Here is a 17453-nt window from a genome sequence, read left to right on the forward strand (position 1 = left end):
CACCATGCACTGCCCGTTCTGCCGTCATCCCGATTCCCGTGTGATCGACTCGCGCACCAGCGACGACGGACTCTCCATCCGTCGCCGTCGTCAATGCCCGGAGTGCGGGGGACGGTTCTCGACGACGGAGACGGCGAGCCTCAACGTGATCAAGCGCTCGGGCGTCATGGAGCCGTTCAGCCGTGAGAAGGTCATCGCCGGCGTGCGCAAGGCGTGCCAGGGGCGTCCGGTGACGGAGGCGGACCTGGCGATCCTCGCGCAGCGCGTGGAGGAGGCCGTTCGCCAGACCGGGGTATCGCAGCTGGACACGAACGAGATCGGTCTCGCGATCCTCGGGCCGCTGCGCGATCTCGACGAGGTCGCCTACCTCCGCTTCGCGAGCGTCTACCAGGCGTTCGACTCGCTGGAGGACTTCGACGCCGCGATCGAGGAGCTGCGCGCCGATCACGCCGGGTCCGGGGAGGGAACCGCGGCGCGGTAGCCTGGCAGGGATGTACTCGCTTCTCTTCCGCCTCGTCCTGTCGCGCCTGGATCCCGAGTTCGCGCACCACGCGGGCATGCTCGTCGTCCGTGTCCTCGGCGTCCCCCCGTTCTCCTGGATCGCACGTGCGTTCACACGATCGGGCGAGGGGCAGCAGGTGTCCGCACTGGGCCTGACCTTCCCTACGCCGTTCGGCGTGGCCGCCGGGTTCGACAAGAACGCGGTGGGCGTCCGCGGGCTCGCGGCGCTGGGCTTCGGCCACGTCGAGGTCGGCACGATCACTGCCCGCCCGCAGCCGGGCAACCCCAAGCCGCGGCTGTTCCGGCTGATGCCGGATCGCGCGATCGTCAACCGGATGGGCTTCAACAACGCCGGGGCGGAGGCCGCGGAGAAGCGGCTCTGGGCGCTCCGTCGCCGCCGGCCGACGGCGGTCATCGGCGTCAACATCGGCAAGAGCCGGGCCGTCGCCGTGGAGGACGCGGTCGCCGACTACGTCCTTTCCGCCTCGCGCCTGGCCCCGCTCGCGGACTACCTCGCCGTCAACGTCTCCTCGCCGAACACCCCGGGTCTGCGCGGCCTGCAGGCCGTGGAGACGCTGGCCCCGTTGCTGCGTGCCGTCAGGGAGGCGGCGGGCACGACGCCGCTCCTGGTGAAGATCGCCCCCGATCTGCCGGATGAGGAGGTCGGCGCGATCGCCCGGCTCGCGGTGGCCGAGGGGCTGTCCGGCATCATCGCCACCAACACCACGATCTCGCGGGACGGGCTCTCCACCGATCCCGCCGTGGTCGCTGCAGCGGGTGATGGCGGGCTCTCCGGAGCACCGCTGCGGGAGCGGTCCCTCGCGGTGCTCCGACTCGTGCGTGACGCAGTGCCCGCGGACTTCTGCGTCATCTCCGTCGGGGGAGTGGAGACCGGTGCCGACGTGCGCGAGCGTCTCGACGCCGGCGCGACGCTGGTCCAGGGATACACGGCGTTCCTCTACCGCGGGCCCTTCTGGGCGCGGCAGATCAACGCCGGCCTGCGGCGGGGCTGAACCGGCTCAGTCCGGGTACTGGCCGCGCTTGACCTGCGGCTTCGGCAGGCGCATGAAGCGCATCTGCAGGGACCGCATCGCGGCGTACCAGGCGAGCCCCTTCTCGCGGCGCTCCACTCCGTACTTCGCGCCGATCTTCCTCTTCACCCGCATCCCGAGCAGCACCATGCCGAGGATCGAGAGGAAGATGTAGCCCCACAGGGCGATGAACGCCCAGTAGGCGACGATCGGGTTCGGCACCAGGGATGCGGCGATGACCACGACCATGAGCGCCATGACCCATTCGCTGAGGTGCCAGCCGGCGTCGACGTAGTCGCGCACCCACTTGCGCTGGGGACCGCGATCACGCGCGGGAAGGAACTTCTCCTCGCCGTTGGCCATCCCCACCCTGGCGCGCTCACGGCGCTCCTGGAGCTCGGAGCGGGCCTTCGCGCGGGCCTCCTTCGTGTCGAGCACGAGAGGGCGGCGGCGGGCTGCTTCCTGCTCGGCGCGGCTCGGCGTCGGACGTCCCTTGCGGGACGGCTGATCGCGGGAGGCGTCGTTCGTCGACGGGGAAGCGGGAGTTTCGGGCACGGAGGTTCCTGACATGTGCTGACGGGGTTCGCCTTAAGATTACTCGCATGACTTCTCCTTCGCCCTCGGTCACCGCATCCCCCGACCTCGAAGCGGCCGTCTCGGAGGCCGTCGCCACCGGAATACCCGCCGCTCTGGCGGATCTGGGCGACCTCGTGCGCATCCCCGGCATCGCCTGGCCCGCCTTCGATCAGGACCAGCTCGTGCGCAGCGCCGACGCGGTCGCCGCCCTCGCCGAGGGCACGGGCGTCTTCGAGAGCGTGCGGGTGCTCCGTGCCGCTGTCCCCGGCACGGATGAGCTCGGCCAGCCCGCCGTCCTCGCGACGCGCAAGGCGCGCAACGGCAAGCCGACCATCCTCCTCTACGCGCACCACGACGTGCAGCCCCCCGGAGACGACGCGCTGTGGGAGACGCCGCCGTTCGAGCCGACGGTGCGCGACGGCCGCCTCTACGGCCGAGGTGCGGCCGATGACAAGGCCGGGATCATGGCGCACCTGGCATCGCTCCGTGCGGTCTCCGAGACGCTCGGCGAGGATCTCGACCTCGGCGTCGCGCTCTTCATCGAGGGTGAGGAGGAATACGGGTCCCGATCCTTCGGACAGTTCCTCAGCGACAACGAGGACGCCCTCCGCGCCGATGCGATCGTCGTCGCGGACTCCGGGAACTGGGACTCGCAGACCCCCGGTCTCACGGTGTCGCTGCGGGGCGCCGCCCGATTCACCCTGACCGTCCGGACGCTGGACCACGCCTCGCACTCGGGGATGTTCGGCGGCGCCGTGCCCGACTCGATGATGGCGACCATCAAGCTCCTCGCCACGCTGTGGGACGAGCAGGGCTCGGTCGCCGTCGACGGGCTCGCCGCGCGCGATGCCGAGACGCCCGAGTACGGCGAGGAGACGCTGCGCGACGAGGCGGGGCTCCTCCCCGGCGTCGTGCCGGCGGGGGACGGGCCGATCCTGTCCCGGATCTGGAACAAGCCGTCGATCACCGTGATCGGGATCGACGCGACCTCGGTGGCCGCCGCCTCGAACACCCTGTCGCCGGAGACCACCGTGGTCGTCAGCGCCCGCGTCGCCCCGGGGCAGAGCGCCCAGGACGCCTATGCGGCCCTGCAGGAGCACCTGCGCGCGCACGCGCCGTTCGGTGCTGAGCTGACCTTCTCCGACGTCGACCTGGGCAACGCGTTCCTCGTGGACACGAGCGGCTGGGCGGTCGGCCTCGCCCGGGGCGCGATGGCGGACGGCTACGGTCGTGAGGCCGTTGACCTCGGCGTCGGCGGGTCCATCCCGTTCATCGCCGACCTCGTCGAGACCTTCCCCGGCGCGCAGATCCTCGTGACCGGCGTGGAGGACCCGCACTCCCGTGCGCACAGCCCGAACGAGTCGCTGCACCTGGACACCTTCCGTCACGCGGTCGCGACCGAGGCGCTGCTCCTGACGAGGATGAACGAGATCACGCTCTGACCGCTCCGGCCGCCGCCGGGATCCTCCGCGCCGACGAGGGATCCCGGCGGTAGACTCTGGGGGAGAAGCACCGCCCTGCGCGGACGTCCCCGAGGAGCGATATGAGCGACATCACCCTGACCCCCGAGACCACCACCCGCGCCCACGGCGTGAACCTGACCGGCGCCGCCGCCGACAAGGTCAAGAGCCTTCTCGCCCAGGAGGGGCGTGACGATCTGCGTCTGCGGGTCGCCGTCCAGCCCGGCGGCTGCTCCGGCCTGATCTACCAGCTCTACTTCGACGAGCGCTACCTCGAGGGCGACGAGACGGTCGACTTCGACGGCGTCGAGGTCATCGTCGACAACATGAGCGTCCCGTACCTCGACGGCGCGTCCATCGACTTCAAGGACACGATCTCCGAGCAGGGCTTCACGATCGACAACCCGAACGCTGGGGGATCCTGCGCCTGCGGCGACAGCTTCCACTGATCCGACCGACCGAGGCGTTTCCCCAGCGTCCTGACGCGGGGAAACGCCGTGCCGACCGCGCCGAACCTGCGTGGTTGGCATGAATCACGTGTGAGGTTGCTCTAGACTTGGGGATGCCCTTGTCCGCGATCTGAAAGGTGCACCGTGCCTTCGAAACGCCGCCTTCGTTGGGCCGCTCTCCCGCTGGGAGTAGCGGCAGCTGTGGCCCTGGCTGGATGCTCCCAGACCGAAATCCACGGCTTCCTCCCGGGCTTCGACGGCAGTACGCCGGCCACCAACCAGACCGAGCGGGTGGCAGGTCTGTGGACGACCTCCTGGATCGTGCTGCTCGTGGTCGGTGTGATCACCTGGGGCCTGATGGGCTGGGCGGCGATCGCCTACCGTCGCCGGAAGGGCCAGACCGGCCTCCCCGTGCAGATGCGGTACAACATGCCGATCGAGATCTTCTACACGATCGTGCCGCTGATCCTCGTCCTCGGGATGTTCGCCTTCACCGCGCGTGACCAGACGATCATCGAGACCCAGTACGAGGACCCGGACGTGTCGGTCACCGCGATCGGCAAGCAGTGGGCTTGGGACTTCCAGTACGGCGGGGAGAAGAAGGACAATTCCGACGCCGTGTGGACCATGGGCATCCAGGCCCAGCCCGACAAGGACGGCAACGTCGACCAGAAGGAGCTGCCGACGCTGGTGCTCCCGGTCGACAAGAAGGTGCACATCACCCTTCAGTCGCGCGACGTCATCCACTCCTTCTGGATCATCGACTTCCTGTACAAGAAGGACATGTACATCGGGAAGGACAACTCCTGGTCCTTCACGCCGACCCGTATCGGCGAGTACCAGGGCAAGTGCGCCGAGCTCTGCGGCGAGTACCACTCGATGATGCTCTTCAACGTCAAGGTCGTCAGCCAGGCGGACTACGACGCCTACGTCGAGTCGCTCCGCGTCGAGGGCAACACCGGTGACATCACCGACGCGTACGACCGGCTCACGAACCTCCCCGGTACCGGGGCCGCCTCCGAGGAAGGGAAGTAACCCCGATGACATCCACCCTTCCGGACACCTCTGAGGCGGGAAGCCGTCCCAGGACCATCCCGCCGCGGCAGGCCGCGCTCCTCACCTCCACCCGCGTGGAGCAGAAGGGCAACATCGTCGTCAAGTGGATCACCTCCACCGACCACAAGACGATCGGCTACATGTACCTGATCGCCTCGGTGCTGTTCTTCCTCCTCGGTGGCGTCATGGCGCTGATCATCCGCGCCGAGCTCTTCGCGCCCGGGATGCAGATCATCCCGACGAAGGAGCAGTACAACCAGCTGTTCACGATGCACGGCACGATCATGCTGCTGATGTTCGCCACCCCGCTCTTCGCGGGCTTCGCGAACGCGATCCTGCCGCTGCAGATCGGCGCGCCGGACGTCGCCTTCCCGCGTCTGAACGCCTTCGCCTTCTGGCTGTTCCTGTTCGGCTCGACCATCGCGGTCGCCGGCTTCCTCACCCCGCAGGGCGCGGCGTCGTTCGGCTGGTTCGCATACCAGCCCCTCGCGAACGCCTCCTTCTCCCCGGGCGCCGGAGGCAACCTCTGGATGCTCGGCCTCGGCCTGTCCGGATTCGGCACCATCCTCGGTGCGGTGAACTTCATCACCACGATCATCACGATGCGCGCCCCCGGCATGACCATGTGGCGCATGCCGATCTTCTCGTGGAACACGCTGATCACGAGCCTGTTGATCCTCATGGCCTTCCCGGTGCTCGCCGCGGCCATGCTGGCAGCGGCCGCGGACCGCGTGCTGGGTGCGCACATCTACGACCCGGCCAACGGCGGCGTGCTCCTCTGGCAGCACCTGTTCTGGTTCTTCGGCCACCCGGAGGTCTACATCATCGCGTTGCCGTTCTTCGGCATCGTCTCGGAGATCTTCCCGGTCTTCAGCCGCAAGCCGATCTTCGGATACAAGACCCTGGTCTACGCGACGATCGCGATCGCGGCCCTCTCGGTCGCCGTCTGGGCGCACCACATGTACGTCACCGGCTCTGTGCTGCTGCCGTTCTTCGCGCTGATGACCATGTTGATCGCCGTCCCGACAGGGGTGAAGATCTTCAACTGGATCGGCACGATGTGGCGTGGGTCACTCACTTTCGAGACACCGATGGTCTTCTCGCTGGGCTTCCTGGTCTCGTTCGTCTTCGGTGGCCTCACCGGCGTCATCCTGGCCGCGCCGCCGCTGGACTTCTTCCTCTCGGACTCCTACTTCGTGGTTGCGCACTTCCACTACGTGGTCTTCGGCACGGTCGTGTTCGCGATGTTCGCCGGCTTCTACTTCTGGTGGCCGAAGTGGACCGGTCGCATGCTCAACGAGCGTCTGGGCTACGTCCACTTCTGGATGCTGTTCATCGGCTTCCACATGACCTTCCTCATCCAGCACTGGCTGGGCGTCGACGGCATGCCCCGTCGGTACGCGGACTACTCCGCGTACGACAACTGGACGTGGCAGAACCAGGTCTCCACGATCGGCGCGATCATCCTGGGCGCATCGATGCTGCCGTTCTTCCTCAACGTGTGGATCACGGCACGCAAGGCGCCGAAGGTCACGGTCAACGACCCGTGGGGCTACGGAGGCTCGCTGGAGTGGGCGACGTCCTGTCCGCCGCCGCGACACAACTTCACGTCGATCCCGCGCATCCGCAGCGAGCGCCCGGCCTTCGACCTGAATCACCCCGAGGCCGCGGAGCACCCTGTTGCCGCTCCCGCCGATGCCGCAGGAAAGGCCAACTAAGCCATGCGCGACAACGTCATCCTCTGGTGGATCCTGACCGGGTTCTTCGCGCTGGTCGGCGTGGTCTACACGGTCTGGAACATCCTGGCCCACCCCGATCGCGATCTCGTGACCGCGATCGAGTGGGTCGGCACCGTGGCGCTGTTCTTCTCGGCGTTCATGGGCGCCATGATCGCGTTCTACCTCAGCCGGACGCACAAGGCGCAGGGCGGTCAGCTCCCCGAGGACAACCTCTCCTCGGACATCGACGACGGTGACCCGGAGCTCGGCGAGTTCAGCCCGTGGTCGTGGTGGCCGATCGTGCTGGCGGGCTCCGCAGCGCTCGGAATGATCGGGCTCGCGGTCGGACAGTTCCTGTTCCCGGTGAGCCTCGCGATCTTCGTCATCGCGATCGTCGGCTGGGTGTACGAGTACTACCGCGGGCATTTCGCCCGCTGAGGACCTCGTCCGCTTCTGCGGATGAGACGAAACGCCCCTTGGACTCCGGTTCAAGGGGCGTTTCTCGTCCTCAGGACCGTCGATCCTCGAGCGCGGTCCGGGGCTCTCGCGCCCGTGTCCGGATCTCGTCCTGTATCCGGGCGATCAGGGCCTCGACGGGGACGGCACGGTCATCGATCGAGACGGTGTCCTCGGCGAGCTCCCGGTCGCCGATCACCGCGACCCGTGCGATCCTCGCGTCCCGTACGCGTCGGATTCGCGCGCCGAGCGATCCACGGTCCTCCAGACGCGCCCGGATTCCCGCATCAGCGAATCGTCGTTGGATCCGGGAGACGTCGTCGGCATGGCGTCGGGGGTCGAGAGGGAGCAGCGCGATCTGCACCGGTGCCAACCAGGTCGGGAAACGGCCCTGGTACTGCTCGATGAGGACGGCGACCAGGCGCTCCATCGATCCGATCAGCCCGCGATGGACCATGACCGGCCGGGCGATGGAGCCATCGGCTGCGGCGTAGCGCAGCGCGAACCGTTGAGGCAGCACCCGGTCCACCTGCACGGTCGAGAGGGTCTGCTCTCGTCCGGCGGCGTCCCGGATCTGCACATCGATCTTGGGGCCGTAGAAGGCGCCCTCTCCCGGTGCCCGGTGGGCGCGGAGACCCAGGCGCTCCAGCGCACCGCTGAGATCCTGTTCGGAAGCTGCCCAGGTGTCGTCATCGCCGGCCTCTGCGCCGGCGGTTCCGCGGACGGAGAGCCGGACGGACGCGATGTCGATGCCCAGGACGTCGTAGGCGATGCGGATGGCCTTGAGGGCGTGGACGACCTCGTCGACGACCTGGTCAGGTCGGCAGAAGACATGCGCGTCGTCGAGGCTGATCTGCCGCACGCGGCTGAGCCCGCCCAGCACGCCGGTGAGCTCGCTGCGGAACATGCTCGCCGACTCGCTGAGCCGCAGGGGGAGGTCTCGCCAGCTGTGTGCGGCCGCCCGGTACACCTCGACATGGCTGGGACAGTTGGCGGGGCGCAGCACCAGTTCGTCTCCGCCGACGCGCATCGGCGGGAACATGTCCGCGGAGAACTTCTCCCAGTGCCCACTGCGCTCGAAGAGCGACCGCTTGGCCAGAACCGGTGTGTAGACGCGCTGGCAGCCCGAGCGCTCGGCGATCTCGGCGGCGAAGCCTTCGAGCTGTTCGCGAAGGATCGCGCCGTCCGGAAGCCAGATCGGGAGGCCGGCTCCCACATCCGAGGCGGTGTCGAACAGGCCGAGTCGTCGGCCGAGGGTGCGGTGATCGTTGAGGTCCATCGTCTTCTCCTGTTCCTGCACGGGAGGACACCGGAGACGACGAAGCCCGGGGTGTCTCCCCGGGCTTCGTTCGTGCGTGGATTCGCTACAGATCGCGCCGGAGAGGTACCGGCGTCGTCGTGATCTGCTGCATCCGCATGCGACGACGTTAGCATGCGGTACGGAGGGTCATGCGCGGGTTCGCACCCGGGGGACTCCCGTAAGGGGATCGACGGGGCGATGGTGGATGCCATCGGCGTCCTCGATCGGGTAACCCTCGCGGGCCCAGTACTCGAACCCGCCGATCAGCTCGCGCACGTCGTAGCCGAGGGCGGCGAACTCCAGCGCTCCCTTGGCGCCGGCGTTGCAGCCGGGACTCCAGCAGTACACCACGACGTGCGAGCCCGATGGGATCTCACGCGGCGCCCGCTCCGCGATCTCACGGTAGGGCATATGGATCGCCTGGGGGAGCCGGCCCTGCGCCCACGCCTCGTCCGATCGGACGTCGATGACGATCAGCTCCTCTCCGGCCGCACGGGCGGCGTGGAGGTCGCTCGGGTCGGTCTCTGCGGCGAGCTTGGCGGCGAAGTAGGCGGCGCGATCGGTCATGCTCTCAGCCTAGAACCACAAATCACGCGCGGGAGGGTCTGGGATCCGTCGGATCGAGAAGACAGAGCTGGACCAAGCCAGGAAACGTCTGAGGCCCGCCGATCAGATGATCGACGGGCCTCAGACGGTGGGGGAGCGGCGACTACTCGCCGTCCTCCGACTTCTTCTTCCGCGGCTTCTCCGTCGGCTCGGTGGCGATCACCGAGCTGGGGGTGTTCGGCGTCTCGCCGACGTGCCCCTCATCGATCGGGGCGATCTCGTCCTCGGCGAAACCGGCGCGCTCGTGAGCGCCCTTGATCTCCGTGGCCGCGGTGTCGTCCACATCGTGCAGGACGTGGTGCTGGTGAGCGTCGGCCTCGGCGATCTCGGCCTGCGTGAGCGGCGAGAGACGGTCCTCGAAGAACCAGCGCGACAGCGCGGAACGGAAGTTCTGCGTCCACGGGATACGGCCCCTGGCGTTCGGGCGGACCACGAGCGGCTCGTAGGTCTCGATGTCGACGAGCTTCCACCGGTCGTACACGTCGACCGGCTTGTGCACCTCGATGAACTCCCCGCCGGGAAGGCGGACGATGCGGCCGGACTCGTAGCCGTGCAGCACGATCTCACGGTCCTTCTTCTGCAGCGCGATGCAGATGCGCTTGGTCATGAAGTAGCCGAGCACGGGGCCGACGAACAGCAGCGCCTGGAGCGTGTGGATCACACCCTCCATCGTCAGCATGAAGTGCGTCGCGATGAGGTCGGAGGACGCAGCCGCCCACAGCACGGCGTAGAAGATCACACCGGCGACGCCGATGGCCGTGCGCGTCGCGGCGTTGCGCGGGCGCTGGGCGATGTGGTGCTCGCGCTTGTCTCCGGTGACCCACGCCTCGATGAAGGGGTAGATCGCGACCAGGACGATGAAGATCCCGAGCACGGCGACCGGCAGCAGGATGCCGAAGGACCACGTGTGATCGAGGAACACGATGTCGAGGTTCGACGGAGCAAGACGCAGCGCACCGTCCGCGAAGCCGATATACCAGTCTGGCTGGGTTCCGGCGGACACGGGGGAGGGGTCGTACGGTCCGTAGTTCCAGATCGGGTTGATCTGGAAGAGCGAGGCGATCAGCACGATCACACCGAAGACGATGAACAGGAAGCCGCCCATCTTCGACATGTAGACCGGCATCATCGGGTAGCCCACAACGTTGCCGTTCGAGCGGCCGGGGCCGGCGAACTGCGTGTGCTTGTTGATCACCATGAGCATCAGGTGCAGCACGACGAAGGCGAGCACGAGCGCGGGGAGCAGCAGGATGTGCAGCGTGTACAGCCGTCCGACGATGTCGGTGCCGGGGAACTCGCCGCCGAAGAGGAGGAACGAGGTCCAGGTGCCGATCAGCGGAAGGCCCTTGATCATGCCGTCGATGATCCGGAGGCCGTTGCCCGAGAGGAGGTCGTCGGGGAGCGAGTAGCCCGTGAAGCCCTCTGCCATCGCCAGGACGAACAGGACGAATCCGATGACCCAGTTCAGCTCGCGCGGCTTGCGGAAGGCACCGGTGAAGAAGACGCGCAGCATGTGCACGCCGATCCCGGCGACGAAGACCAGGGCGGCCCAGTGGTGGATCTGACGGACGAGGAGCCCGCCGCGCAGGTCGAACGAGATGCGCAGGGTGGACTCGAGCGCCGCGGACATCTCGATGCCGCGCATGGGGGCGTAGGCACCGGTGTAGTGCGTCGGCACCATCGTGGCCTGGAAGAAGAAGGTCAAGAACGTCCCCGAGAGGAGGACGACGACGAAGCTCCAGAGCGCGATCTCGCCGAGCATGAACGACCAGTGATCAGGGAAGATCTTCCGGCCGAGCTCCTTCACGAAGCCGGACAGGCTGGTGCGCTCGTCGATGTAGTTCGCGGTGGCGCCGATGAAGCGTCCGCCGAGGGGCTTCTCCGATTTCTTGTCTTCGGTGACGGTTGAGGTGCTCAATGGCGCTCCCAGAAGCTCGGGCCGACGGGTTCGGTGAAGTCGCTCCGCGCGACGAGGTAGCCCTCGGCGTCCACGGCGATGGGCAGCTGAGGCAGCGGGCGCGCGGCCGGGCCGAAGATGACCTTGGCGTGCTCGGTGACGTCGAACTGCGACTGGTGGCAGGGGCAGAGCAGGTGGTGGGTCTGCTGCTCGTACAGGGCCACGGGGCAGCCGACGTGCGTGCAGACCTTGGAGTAGGCGACGATGCCGTCGTAGGACCAGTCCTTGCGGTCATCGGCCTCGATGAGCTGCTCGGGGAGGAGCCGCATCAGGAGGACGATGGCCTTGGCCTTCTCCTCGAGGTAGCCGCCGTCGTGCCCGAGCTCGGTGAGCGTCTCGGGGATCACGTGGACGGCGGACCCCAGGGTCACATCCGCGGCGCGGATCGGGGTGCCGTCAGGGTCACGGGCGAGACGAACGCCCTTGTCCCACATCGTGTGCTTGAGGAGCTGCACCGGGTCACCCGCGATCGGGTTCTCGGCGGTGCTGTGCGGGGCGAGCCCGCGGAACAGCGTGACGCCGGGGATGATCGAGGCGGCCACCGCGGCGAACAGCGAGTTGCGGATCATCACGCGGCGTCCGAAGCCGGACTCCTCGTTGGCGTCGGCGAACGCCTTGATCGCCGCCTCACGCGTCGAGTCGCGACCGCGTGTGCCGTGGCGGTCCTCGGTGTATTCCTTGTCGGACATGATCGCCTTGGACCAGTGGATCGCACCGAGGCCGAGTGCGAGCAGGGCCAGCGCGATGCCGAGTCCGATGAAGAGGTTGTTGTAGCGCACGTCGATCAGCGCGCCGCTCTCGATCGGGAACAGCATGTAGGCGGCGACCGCCCAGATGCTGCCGGCGACCGAGAGGTAGAACAGCGTGTAGACCGTGCGGACCGCGGTCTTCATCGCCTTCGGGTCCTGATCGGTCACCCGTTCACGGTGCGGCGGCAGACCCGGGTTCTCCGCCGGGTCGCTGACTGCGACGCTCAGCCCCGGGGCGGGCCGGTAGGCCCGGTCGAGAGCCTGCGAGTCGTCGTCGTGTGCCATGGTGCTCCTCGTACGTTCTTCGATATGCAAGCGTCAGTTGGACTTCGCCGTGATCCACACGGTGAGGGCGACGAGTGCGCCGATTCCGAAGATCCAGATGAACAGGCCCTCCGAGACAGGACCGAGGGATCCGAGCGTGAACCCGCCGACCTGCGTGGCCTTTTGCTGGAACAGGAGCGCGGAGATGATGTCGCGCTTGTCCTCGCTGGAGAGGTTCATGTCGCCGAACACCGGCATGTTCTGCGGACCGGTGACCATGGCCGCGTACATGTGCAGCGCGCTGGTCTGCGTCAGCGGCGGGGCGTACTTGCCCTCGGTGAGCGCGCCTCCGGCGGCGGCGACGTTGTGGCACATCGCGCAGTTGATCCGGAACAGCTCGGCGCCGTGTGAGACGTCGCCCTCCCCGTCGAGGGTCTTGGCCTCGGGGTAGGTCGGGCCGGGGGCCACGGACTGCACCCATGCCGCCATCGACTTGATCTGCGTCTCGGTGAACTGCGGGTGCTTCTGCGGCGCCTGCGGACCCTGCTGCTGCAGGGGCATACGGCCGGTGGAGACCTGGAACTCGACCGCGAGCTCGCCAACGCCGAACAGGCTCGGCCCGTTGCTCGTGCCCTGCAGGTCCATGCCGTGGCAGGTGGCGCAGTTGGCCTGGAAGAGCTTCTTGCCGTCATCGACCGACACCTGTGCGGTGACGGCGGTCGGCTCGCTCGCGGCGAAGGCGGCGGACGCACCGGCGTACACGCCGCCGGTGATCATGAGGCCTGCGCCGATCAGGGCGATGGCGGCCAGGGGGCTGCGACGGCCGCGGGAACGGCGCTTCTTCTCTCGTACCATGTCGGGAATCCGCTTCGCTCTCTTATTTCAGGAAGTAAATGACCAGGAACAGCACGATCCAGACGACGTCGACGAAGTGCCAGTAGTACGACACGACGATCGACGAGGTCGCCTCCTTGTGCGTGAAGTTCTTGACGGCGTATGCGCGGCCGATCACGAGCAGGAACGCGATGATGCCGCCGGTGACATGCAGGGCGTGGAAGCCGGTCGTGATGTAGAAGGCCGAGGCGTAGGAGTCGGCCGAGATCGGCATGCCCTCCGCGACGAGCTGCGAGTACTCCCAGACCTGGCCGGAGACGAAGATCGCGCCGAGGACGAAGGTGAGCCAGAACCACTCGACCATGCCCCAGCTCTTGCGGCCCTTGGCATTGCGCGCCGTGTACGGCTGCATGCGCTCGGCAGCGAAGACGCCCATCTGGCAGGTGACAGAGGAGAGCACCAGGATGATGGTGTTGACCGTGGCGAACGGGATGTTCAGCAGCTCCGTGCGCGAAGCCCAGAGCTCCGGCGAGGTGCTTCGCAGGGTGAAGTAGATCGCGAAGAGTCCCGCGAAGAACATCACCTCACTGCCGAGCCACACGATGGTGCCGACAGCCACAGGGTTGGGCCGCTTGATCGTTCTCGCCGCCGGGGCATACGTCGCTGAGGTCGTCACCACTCCATTATGGCCGATCCGGGACGACGATTCTTGCACCCGCGGGCCCCGTTTCGCCCGCAATGGACTTAGGGAAGCCTAAGAAGCGGCCGGGAATCCCCTGTGGATCCGGTCTTCGGCGCGACGGTCACGGGAAGGTCACGACCCCTTCGCGTCGATAGGATCGCAGACATGGCGGATGTGCTGACCTGGCCCGATGTCCTCTCCACACTCCTGGAGGGGCGCGATCTCAGCGTCTACGAGTCGACCTGGGCGATGCGGCAGGTCATGCGGGGCGAGGCGACCAACGCCCAGCTGGCCGGGTTCCTCGTGGGCCTCCGCGCGAAGGGGGAGACCGTCGACGAAGTCGTCGGCTTCCGCGACGCGATCCTGGAGGCGGCCGTGCCGCTGCCGGTGTCCTCTGACGCGCTCGACATCGTCGGCACCGGGGGAGACCGGGTCGGCACCGTGAACATCTCCACGACGGCCGCGATCATCATCGGATCGCTCGGCATCCCCGTCGTCAAGCACGGGAACAAGGCGGCGAGCTCGGCCTCGGGGTCCTCGGACGTCCTCAGCGCACTGGGCCTGGAGCTGTCCCTCGATCCGGCCGCGGTCGCGGCCACCCTCGAGCGGACGGGCATCACCTTCGCGTGGGCCGGGGCCTTCCACCCGGGCTTCCGGAACGCCGGCGCCGTCCGCGCCGAGCTCGGCGTTCCCACCGTCTTCAACATGCTCGGACCGCTCTGCAATCCGGCTCGTGCCGAGGCCAACGCGGTGGGAGTGGCGCAGCTGGACCGCGTTCCGCTCATCACCGGAGTGTTCCGGACGAGAGGCGCGACCGCGCTCGTCTTCCGGGGCGATGACGGGCTGGACGAGCTGACGACGACGGGACACAGCCGCATCTGGGAGGTCTCGCGAGGGGACATCCACGAGCACGACCTCGATCCGCGCGATCTTGGGGTTCCGCTCGCCGACCTCGCCGACCTCATCGGGGGCACTCCGGCGCACAACGCGGAGGTGCTCCGGAGGACGCTCGAGGGCGAGACGGGGCCGGTGCGCGACATCGTGCTGCTGAACGCGGCCGCAGGCATCGTCGCCTATGACCTCTCGCTGGACGCGGCCGAGTCCCAGCGTCCGATCGTCGACCGCCTCCGCGACGCCTTCGCCCGTGCGGCGGCGGCCGTGGACGACGGCCGGGCCGCGGCGAAGCTCACGCAGTGGGTTTCCGTGTCGCAGGAGCTCGCCTCGGCGTAGGCGGAGGACATCGTGGACCCCCTCGACGCGCTTCTCGAGATCGCGACCCTGCTCGAGCGCGAGCGGGCCTCCCGGTATCGGGCGAAGGCGTTCCGGAAGGCCGCGGACGCGTTCGGCGCGCTGTCCGAGGCCGAGCGCGCCGATCCGGCACGGATCCGGGCAGCGGCGGGCATCGGGGAGTCCACGTTCGAGGTGATCCGCCAGGCGCTGGAGGGCGAGGTCCCCTCCTACCTCTCGGAGCTCCGAGGACATGTCGAGCCCGAGCGCGCCTCCGTGCTGAGGTCACGCCTCCGCGGAGACCTGCACGCGCACACGGAATGGTCCGACGGGACGACCCCGATCGAAGTGATGGCGGACGCCGCACGGGCTCTCGGGCATGAGTATCTCGCGATCACCGACCACTCGCCGCGGCTCCGGGTCGCCCGCGGACTGTCCGCGGAGCGGCTCCGTGAGCAGCTCCCGCTCGTCCGGGCCGCCTCCGGCGGAGGTCTGACGATGCTCACCGGGATCGAGGTCGACATCCTGGAGGACGGCGGTCTCGATCAGGACGACGCCCTCCTCGGCGAGCTCGACGTCGTCGTCGCGTCTGTGCATTCGAAGCTGCGCATGGACGCGGCCCCGATGACCAGGAGACTGCTCGCCGCTGTCGCCGACCCTCGCGTGAACGTTCTCGGGCATGTCACCGGGCGGCTCGTGCAGGGCGAACGGGGCACGCGTCCGCCTTCGTCCTTCGACGCGCGTGCCGTGTTCGCCGCGTGCGCCGAGAACGGGGTCGCGGTGGAGATCAACTCCCGGCCGGAGCGCCAGGATCCGCCGGACGAGCTGATCGCCCTCGCCCTCGACGCGGGATGCCTGTTCTCGATCGACTCGGACGCTCATGCCCCGGGGCAGCTGTCGCTGCTGGATCACGGCGCCGAGCGCGCCGAGCGTGCCGGCGTTCCGCCGGAACGGATCGTGACGACCTGGGGCCTCGATCGCCTCCGCCGCTGGGCGGAGTGAGGTCCGCGGAGCCCCCCGCCTCCTCCGGACCGCGAGACTGCATCTGCGTCACGAGACTGCGCACTTTTCCTGCTGTCTCGCGACGCAGATGCAGTCTCGGCGAGGTCAGGGAGCCGTGCGGTCGAGCGCGGTGATGGCCCGGCCCATCGATGTGCCGAGGTTCCATCGCTCGGCAAGGGCCACGGCCAGCGACTTCTCCTCCTGGTCCAGCGGGCGGAGGGGTTCCTCCGGCACGGAGATCGGCAGTGCCGTCGCGACGCGGACCACGGTCGGTGCGACGTCGAGGTAGTCGGATGCGACCAGGATCTTCTTCGCGACGCCGGCCGACATCCCCTCGCCGGCGGCTGCGGCCGCGCGGATGCCGTGCAGGTCGCCGTGCGCGGCGAGAAGCGTCGCCGCCGTCTTCTCGCCCACTCCGGCGACTCCGGGAAGCCCGTCCGACGCGTCACCGCGCATCGTCGCGAAGTCCGCATACTGGCGGGGGAGGACGCCGTACTTCTCGACGACCGTCGCATCGGTGAGGATCTCGAGGTTGCTCATGCCGCGGGCCGTGTAGACGATCCGGACATCCCGTTCGTCATCGATGAGCTGGAACAGGTCGCGATCGCCCGTCACCACGTCGACGGGCATGTCCGAGATGGTGGCGAGGGTGCCGATGACGTCGTCCGCCTCGTGCTCTGCGACACCGATCACCGGGACGCGGAGGGCTGCGAGGGCCTCGCGGATGATCGGGATCTGGGTCTCGAGCGGATCGGGCACCTCCTCCACGTCGGCACCGTCGGCGACGACCTCGACGACGCGGTGAGTCTTGTAGCTCGGGATCAGGTCGACCCTCCACTGCGGACGCCAGTCGTCGTCCCAGCAGGCCACCAGATGGGTGGGCTCGTACGTGGTCACGAGCTTCGCGATCATGTCGAGCAGGCCCCGTACCGCGTTGACCGAGGTCCCGTCGGCTGACCTCACCGTGTCGGGAACTCCGTAGAAGGCGCGGAAATAGAGCGAGGCGGTGTCCAGCAGCATCAGTCGGCTCACGGCATCGATCATGGCATGCCCGTTCGCTGGGCGGACGATGCCGGGCATCTAGGGTTGGCCTGTGCATGGTCGCTCGCTGTCTCTCGCCTCTTTGATCGCCGCGCTCTGCATGATCACCGGCTGTACCCCTGGGGTGGTTGGAGGAGATCCGGCGGACGGGGCCAGGGCAGCGGCCGAACGAGACGTCTCGGCGGTGCTGCGTGCGGCGGGGCTCGATGCTCCCGAGCAGAGAGGGGACAGCCTGGAGCAGCCGTGCAGCAGTCCGTCTCCGATGTCGTCGCAACGGGAATGGTCGGCCACGAGCACCGCGGTCATCGAACCGGGTTCGGCCGATTCGCTCTTTCGTCGAGTGGCCGAGGAGATGTCGGGCGAGGACGGGTGGGAGCTTGTCGGCGAGGGAAAGTCTCCTGTCTGGCCCATGCGGGGTATCGGGCTTGCTCATGGGGAGCGCAACGTGATCCTGGTCATCGATCAGGCCGGGCGCATGGTGACGGTCACCGCGCAGAGCGCCTGCTACTGACGAGCAGATCGGTCCCTCATCCAGCCCTCTCGC

Annotated in this window: 18 protein-coding genes; 10 read left to right on the top strand and 8 right to left on the bottom strand. The window is 68.1% G+C overall.

The annotated features are described in order from the left end of the window. The first annotated feature begins 4 nt into the window (after window positions 1-4). Together nrdR and J2Y69_RS12065 are read left to right on the top strand one after the other, a co-directional pair. Window positions 5-481, top strand: a complete 477-nt coding sequence (nrdR, locus tag J2Y69_RS12060; protein WP_310021030.1) for a transcriptional regulator NrdR — start codon at window positions 5-7, stop codon at window positions 479-481. 10 nt (window positions 482-491) lie between these two features. Further along, window positions 492-1514 carry a quinone-dependent dihydroorotate dehydrogenase gene (locus J2Y69_RS12065; protein ID WP_310021032.1) on the top strand — a complete coding sequence of 341 codons (1023 nt, stop codon included), beginning with the start codon at window positions 492-494 and terminating at the stop codon, window positions 1512-1514. 6 nt (window positions 1515-1520) lie between these two features. Here J2Y69_RS12065 and J2Y69_RS12070 read toward each other — a convergent pair whose 3' ends face one another. Beyond that, window positions 1521-2087: a DUF3043 domain-containing protein gene (locus tag J2Y69_RS12070; protein ID WP_310021034.1), complete on the bottom strand. Its 567-nt coding sequence runs from the start codon at window positions 2085-2087 to the stop codon at window positions 1521-1523. Between the two features lie 47 nt (window positions 2088-2134). On the opposite strand from J2Y69_RS12070, the gene J2Y69_RS12075 reads away from it, so the two are divergent. The 5 genes from J2Y69_RS12075 (at window position 2135) to J2Y69_RS12095 (ending at window position 7229) form a co-directional block, all read left to right on the top strand. After that, on the top strand, window positions 2135-3550 hold the full coding sequence (locus tag J2Y69_RS12075) for a dipeptidase (RefSeq protein ID WP_310021036.1): 1416 nt from the start codon (window positions 2135-2137) through the stop codon (window positions 3548-3550). A 101-nt stretch (window positions 3551-3651) separates the two neighbouring features. Beyond that, window positions 3652-4017, top strand: coding sequence for an iron-sulfur cluster insertion protein ErpA (gene erpA, locus J2Y69_RS12080; RefSeq protein ID WP_310021038.1), 366 nt, complete (start codon window positions 3652-3654; stop codon window positions 4015-4017). 144 nt (window positions 4018-4161) lie between these two features. Then, window positions 4162-5052 (top strand): aa3-type cytochrome oxidase subunit II, encoded by an 891-nt coding sequence (ctaC, locus tag J2Y69_RS12085; protein WP_310021040.1) that lies wholly within the window; start codon window positions 4162-4164, stop codon window positions 5050-5052. Window positions 5053-5057: 5 nt separating this feature from the next. Next, a complete protein-coding gene (gene ctaD, locus J2Y69_RS12090) occupies window positions 5058-6791 on the top strand; it encodes an aa3-type cytochrome oxidase subunit I (protein WP_310021043.1) in 1734 nt (577 codons plus the stop codon). Between the two features lie 3 nt (window positions 6792-6794). Further along, entirely contained in the window at window positions 6795-7229 is a 435-nt protein-coding gene (locus J2Y69_RS12095) for a cytochrome c oxidase subunit 4 (protein ID WP_310021045.1), read from the top strand. 70 nt (window positions 7230-7299) lie between these two features. Here J2Y69_RS12095 and thrS read toward each other — a convergent pair whose 3' ends face one another. The 6 genes from thrS to ctaE form a co-directional block, all read right to left on the bottom strand. Then, window positions 7300-8526 carry a threonine--tRNA ligase gene (gene thrS, locus J2Y69_RS12100; protein ID WP_310021047.1) on the bottom strand — a complete coding sequence of 409 codons (1227 nt, stop codon included), beginning with the start codon at window positions 8524-8526 and terminating at the stop codon, window positions 7300-7302. A 168-nt stretch (window positions 8527-8694) separates the two neighbouring features. Beyond that, window positions 8695-9114, bottom strand: coding sequence for a rhodanese-like domain-containing protein (locus tag J2Y69_RS12105; protein ID WP_310021049.1), 420 nt, complete (start codon window positions 9112-9114; stop codon window positions 8695-8697). 142 nt (window positions 9115-9256) lie between these two features. Further along, window positions 9257-11071: a cytochrome bc1 complex cytochrome b subunit gene (gene qcrB / locus J2Y69_RS12110; protein WP_310021051.1), complete on the bottom strand. Its 1815-nt coding sequence runs from the start codon at window positions 11069-11071 to the stop codon at window positions 9257-9259. Then, window positions 11068-12144, bottom strand: a complete 1077-nt coding sequence (gene qcrA / locus J2Y69_RS12115) for a cytochrome bc1 complex Rieske iron-sulfur subunit (protein WP_310021053.1) — start codon at window positions 12142-12144, stop codon at window positions 11068-11070. Before qcrA ends, qcrB begins: the two co-directional genes overlap by 4 nt. Before the next feature lie 33 nt (window positions 12145-12177). Further along, a complete protein-coding gene (gene qcrC, locus J2Y69_RS12120; protein WP_310021055.1) occupies window positions 12178-12978 on the bottom strand; it encodes a cytochrome bc1 complex diheme cytochrome c subunit in 801 nt (266 codons plus the stop codon). 22 nt (window positions 12979-13000) lie between these two features. Continuing rightward, on the bottom strand, window positions 13001-13636 hold the full coding sequence (gene ctaE / locus J2Y69_RS12125; protein ID WP_310021057.1) for an aa3-type cytochrome oxidase subunit III: 636 nt from the start codon (window positions 13634-13636) through the stop codon (window positions 13001-13003). Between the two features lie 168 nt (window positions 13637-13804). On the opposite strand from ctaE, the gene trpD reads away from it, so the two are divergent. Continuing rightward, window positions 13805-14869 (top strand): anthranilate phosphoribosyltransferase, encoded by a 1065-nt coding sequence (trpD, locus tag J2Y69_RS12130; RefSeq protein ID WP_310021059.1) that lies wholly within the window; start codon window positions 13805-13807, stop codon window positions 14867-14869. A 12-nt stretch (window positions 14870-14881) separates the two neighbouring features. After that, window positions 14882-15868, top strand: a complete 987-nt coding sequence (locus J2Y69_RS12135) for a PHP domain-containing protein (protein ID WP_310021061.1) — start codon at window positions 14882-14884, stop codon at window positions 15866-15868. A gap of 105 nt (window positions 15869-15973) precedes the next feature. Here the strand turns inward: J2Y69_RS12135 and J2Y69_RS12140 are convergent, their stop codons facing one another. Then, window positions 15974-16912 (bottom strand): 5'-3' exonuclease, encoded by a 939-nt coding sequence (locus J2Y69_RS12140; RefSeq protein WP_310021063.1) that lies wholly within the window; start codon window positions 16910-16912, stop codon window positions 15974-15976. Between the two features lie 49 nt (window positions 16913-16961). Here J2Y69_RS12140 and J2Y69_RS12145 point away from each other — a divergent pair, with 49 nt between their 5' ends. Then, window positions 16962-17420, top strand: a complete 459-nt coding sequence (locus J2Y69_RS12145; RefSeq protein ID WP_310021065.1) for a hypothetical protein — start codon at window positions 16962-16964, stop codon at window positions 17418-17420. The last annotated feature ends 33 nt before the right edge of the window (window positions 17421-17453 follow it).

This window comes from Microbacterium resistens (genome assembly GCF_031456305.1).
Lineage (GTDB): Bacteria > Actinomycetota > Actinomycetes > Actinomycetales > Microbacteriaceae > Microbacterium > Microbacterium resistens_A.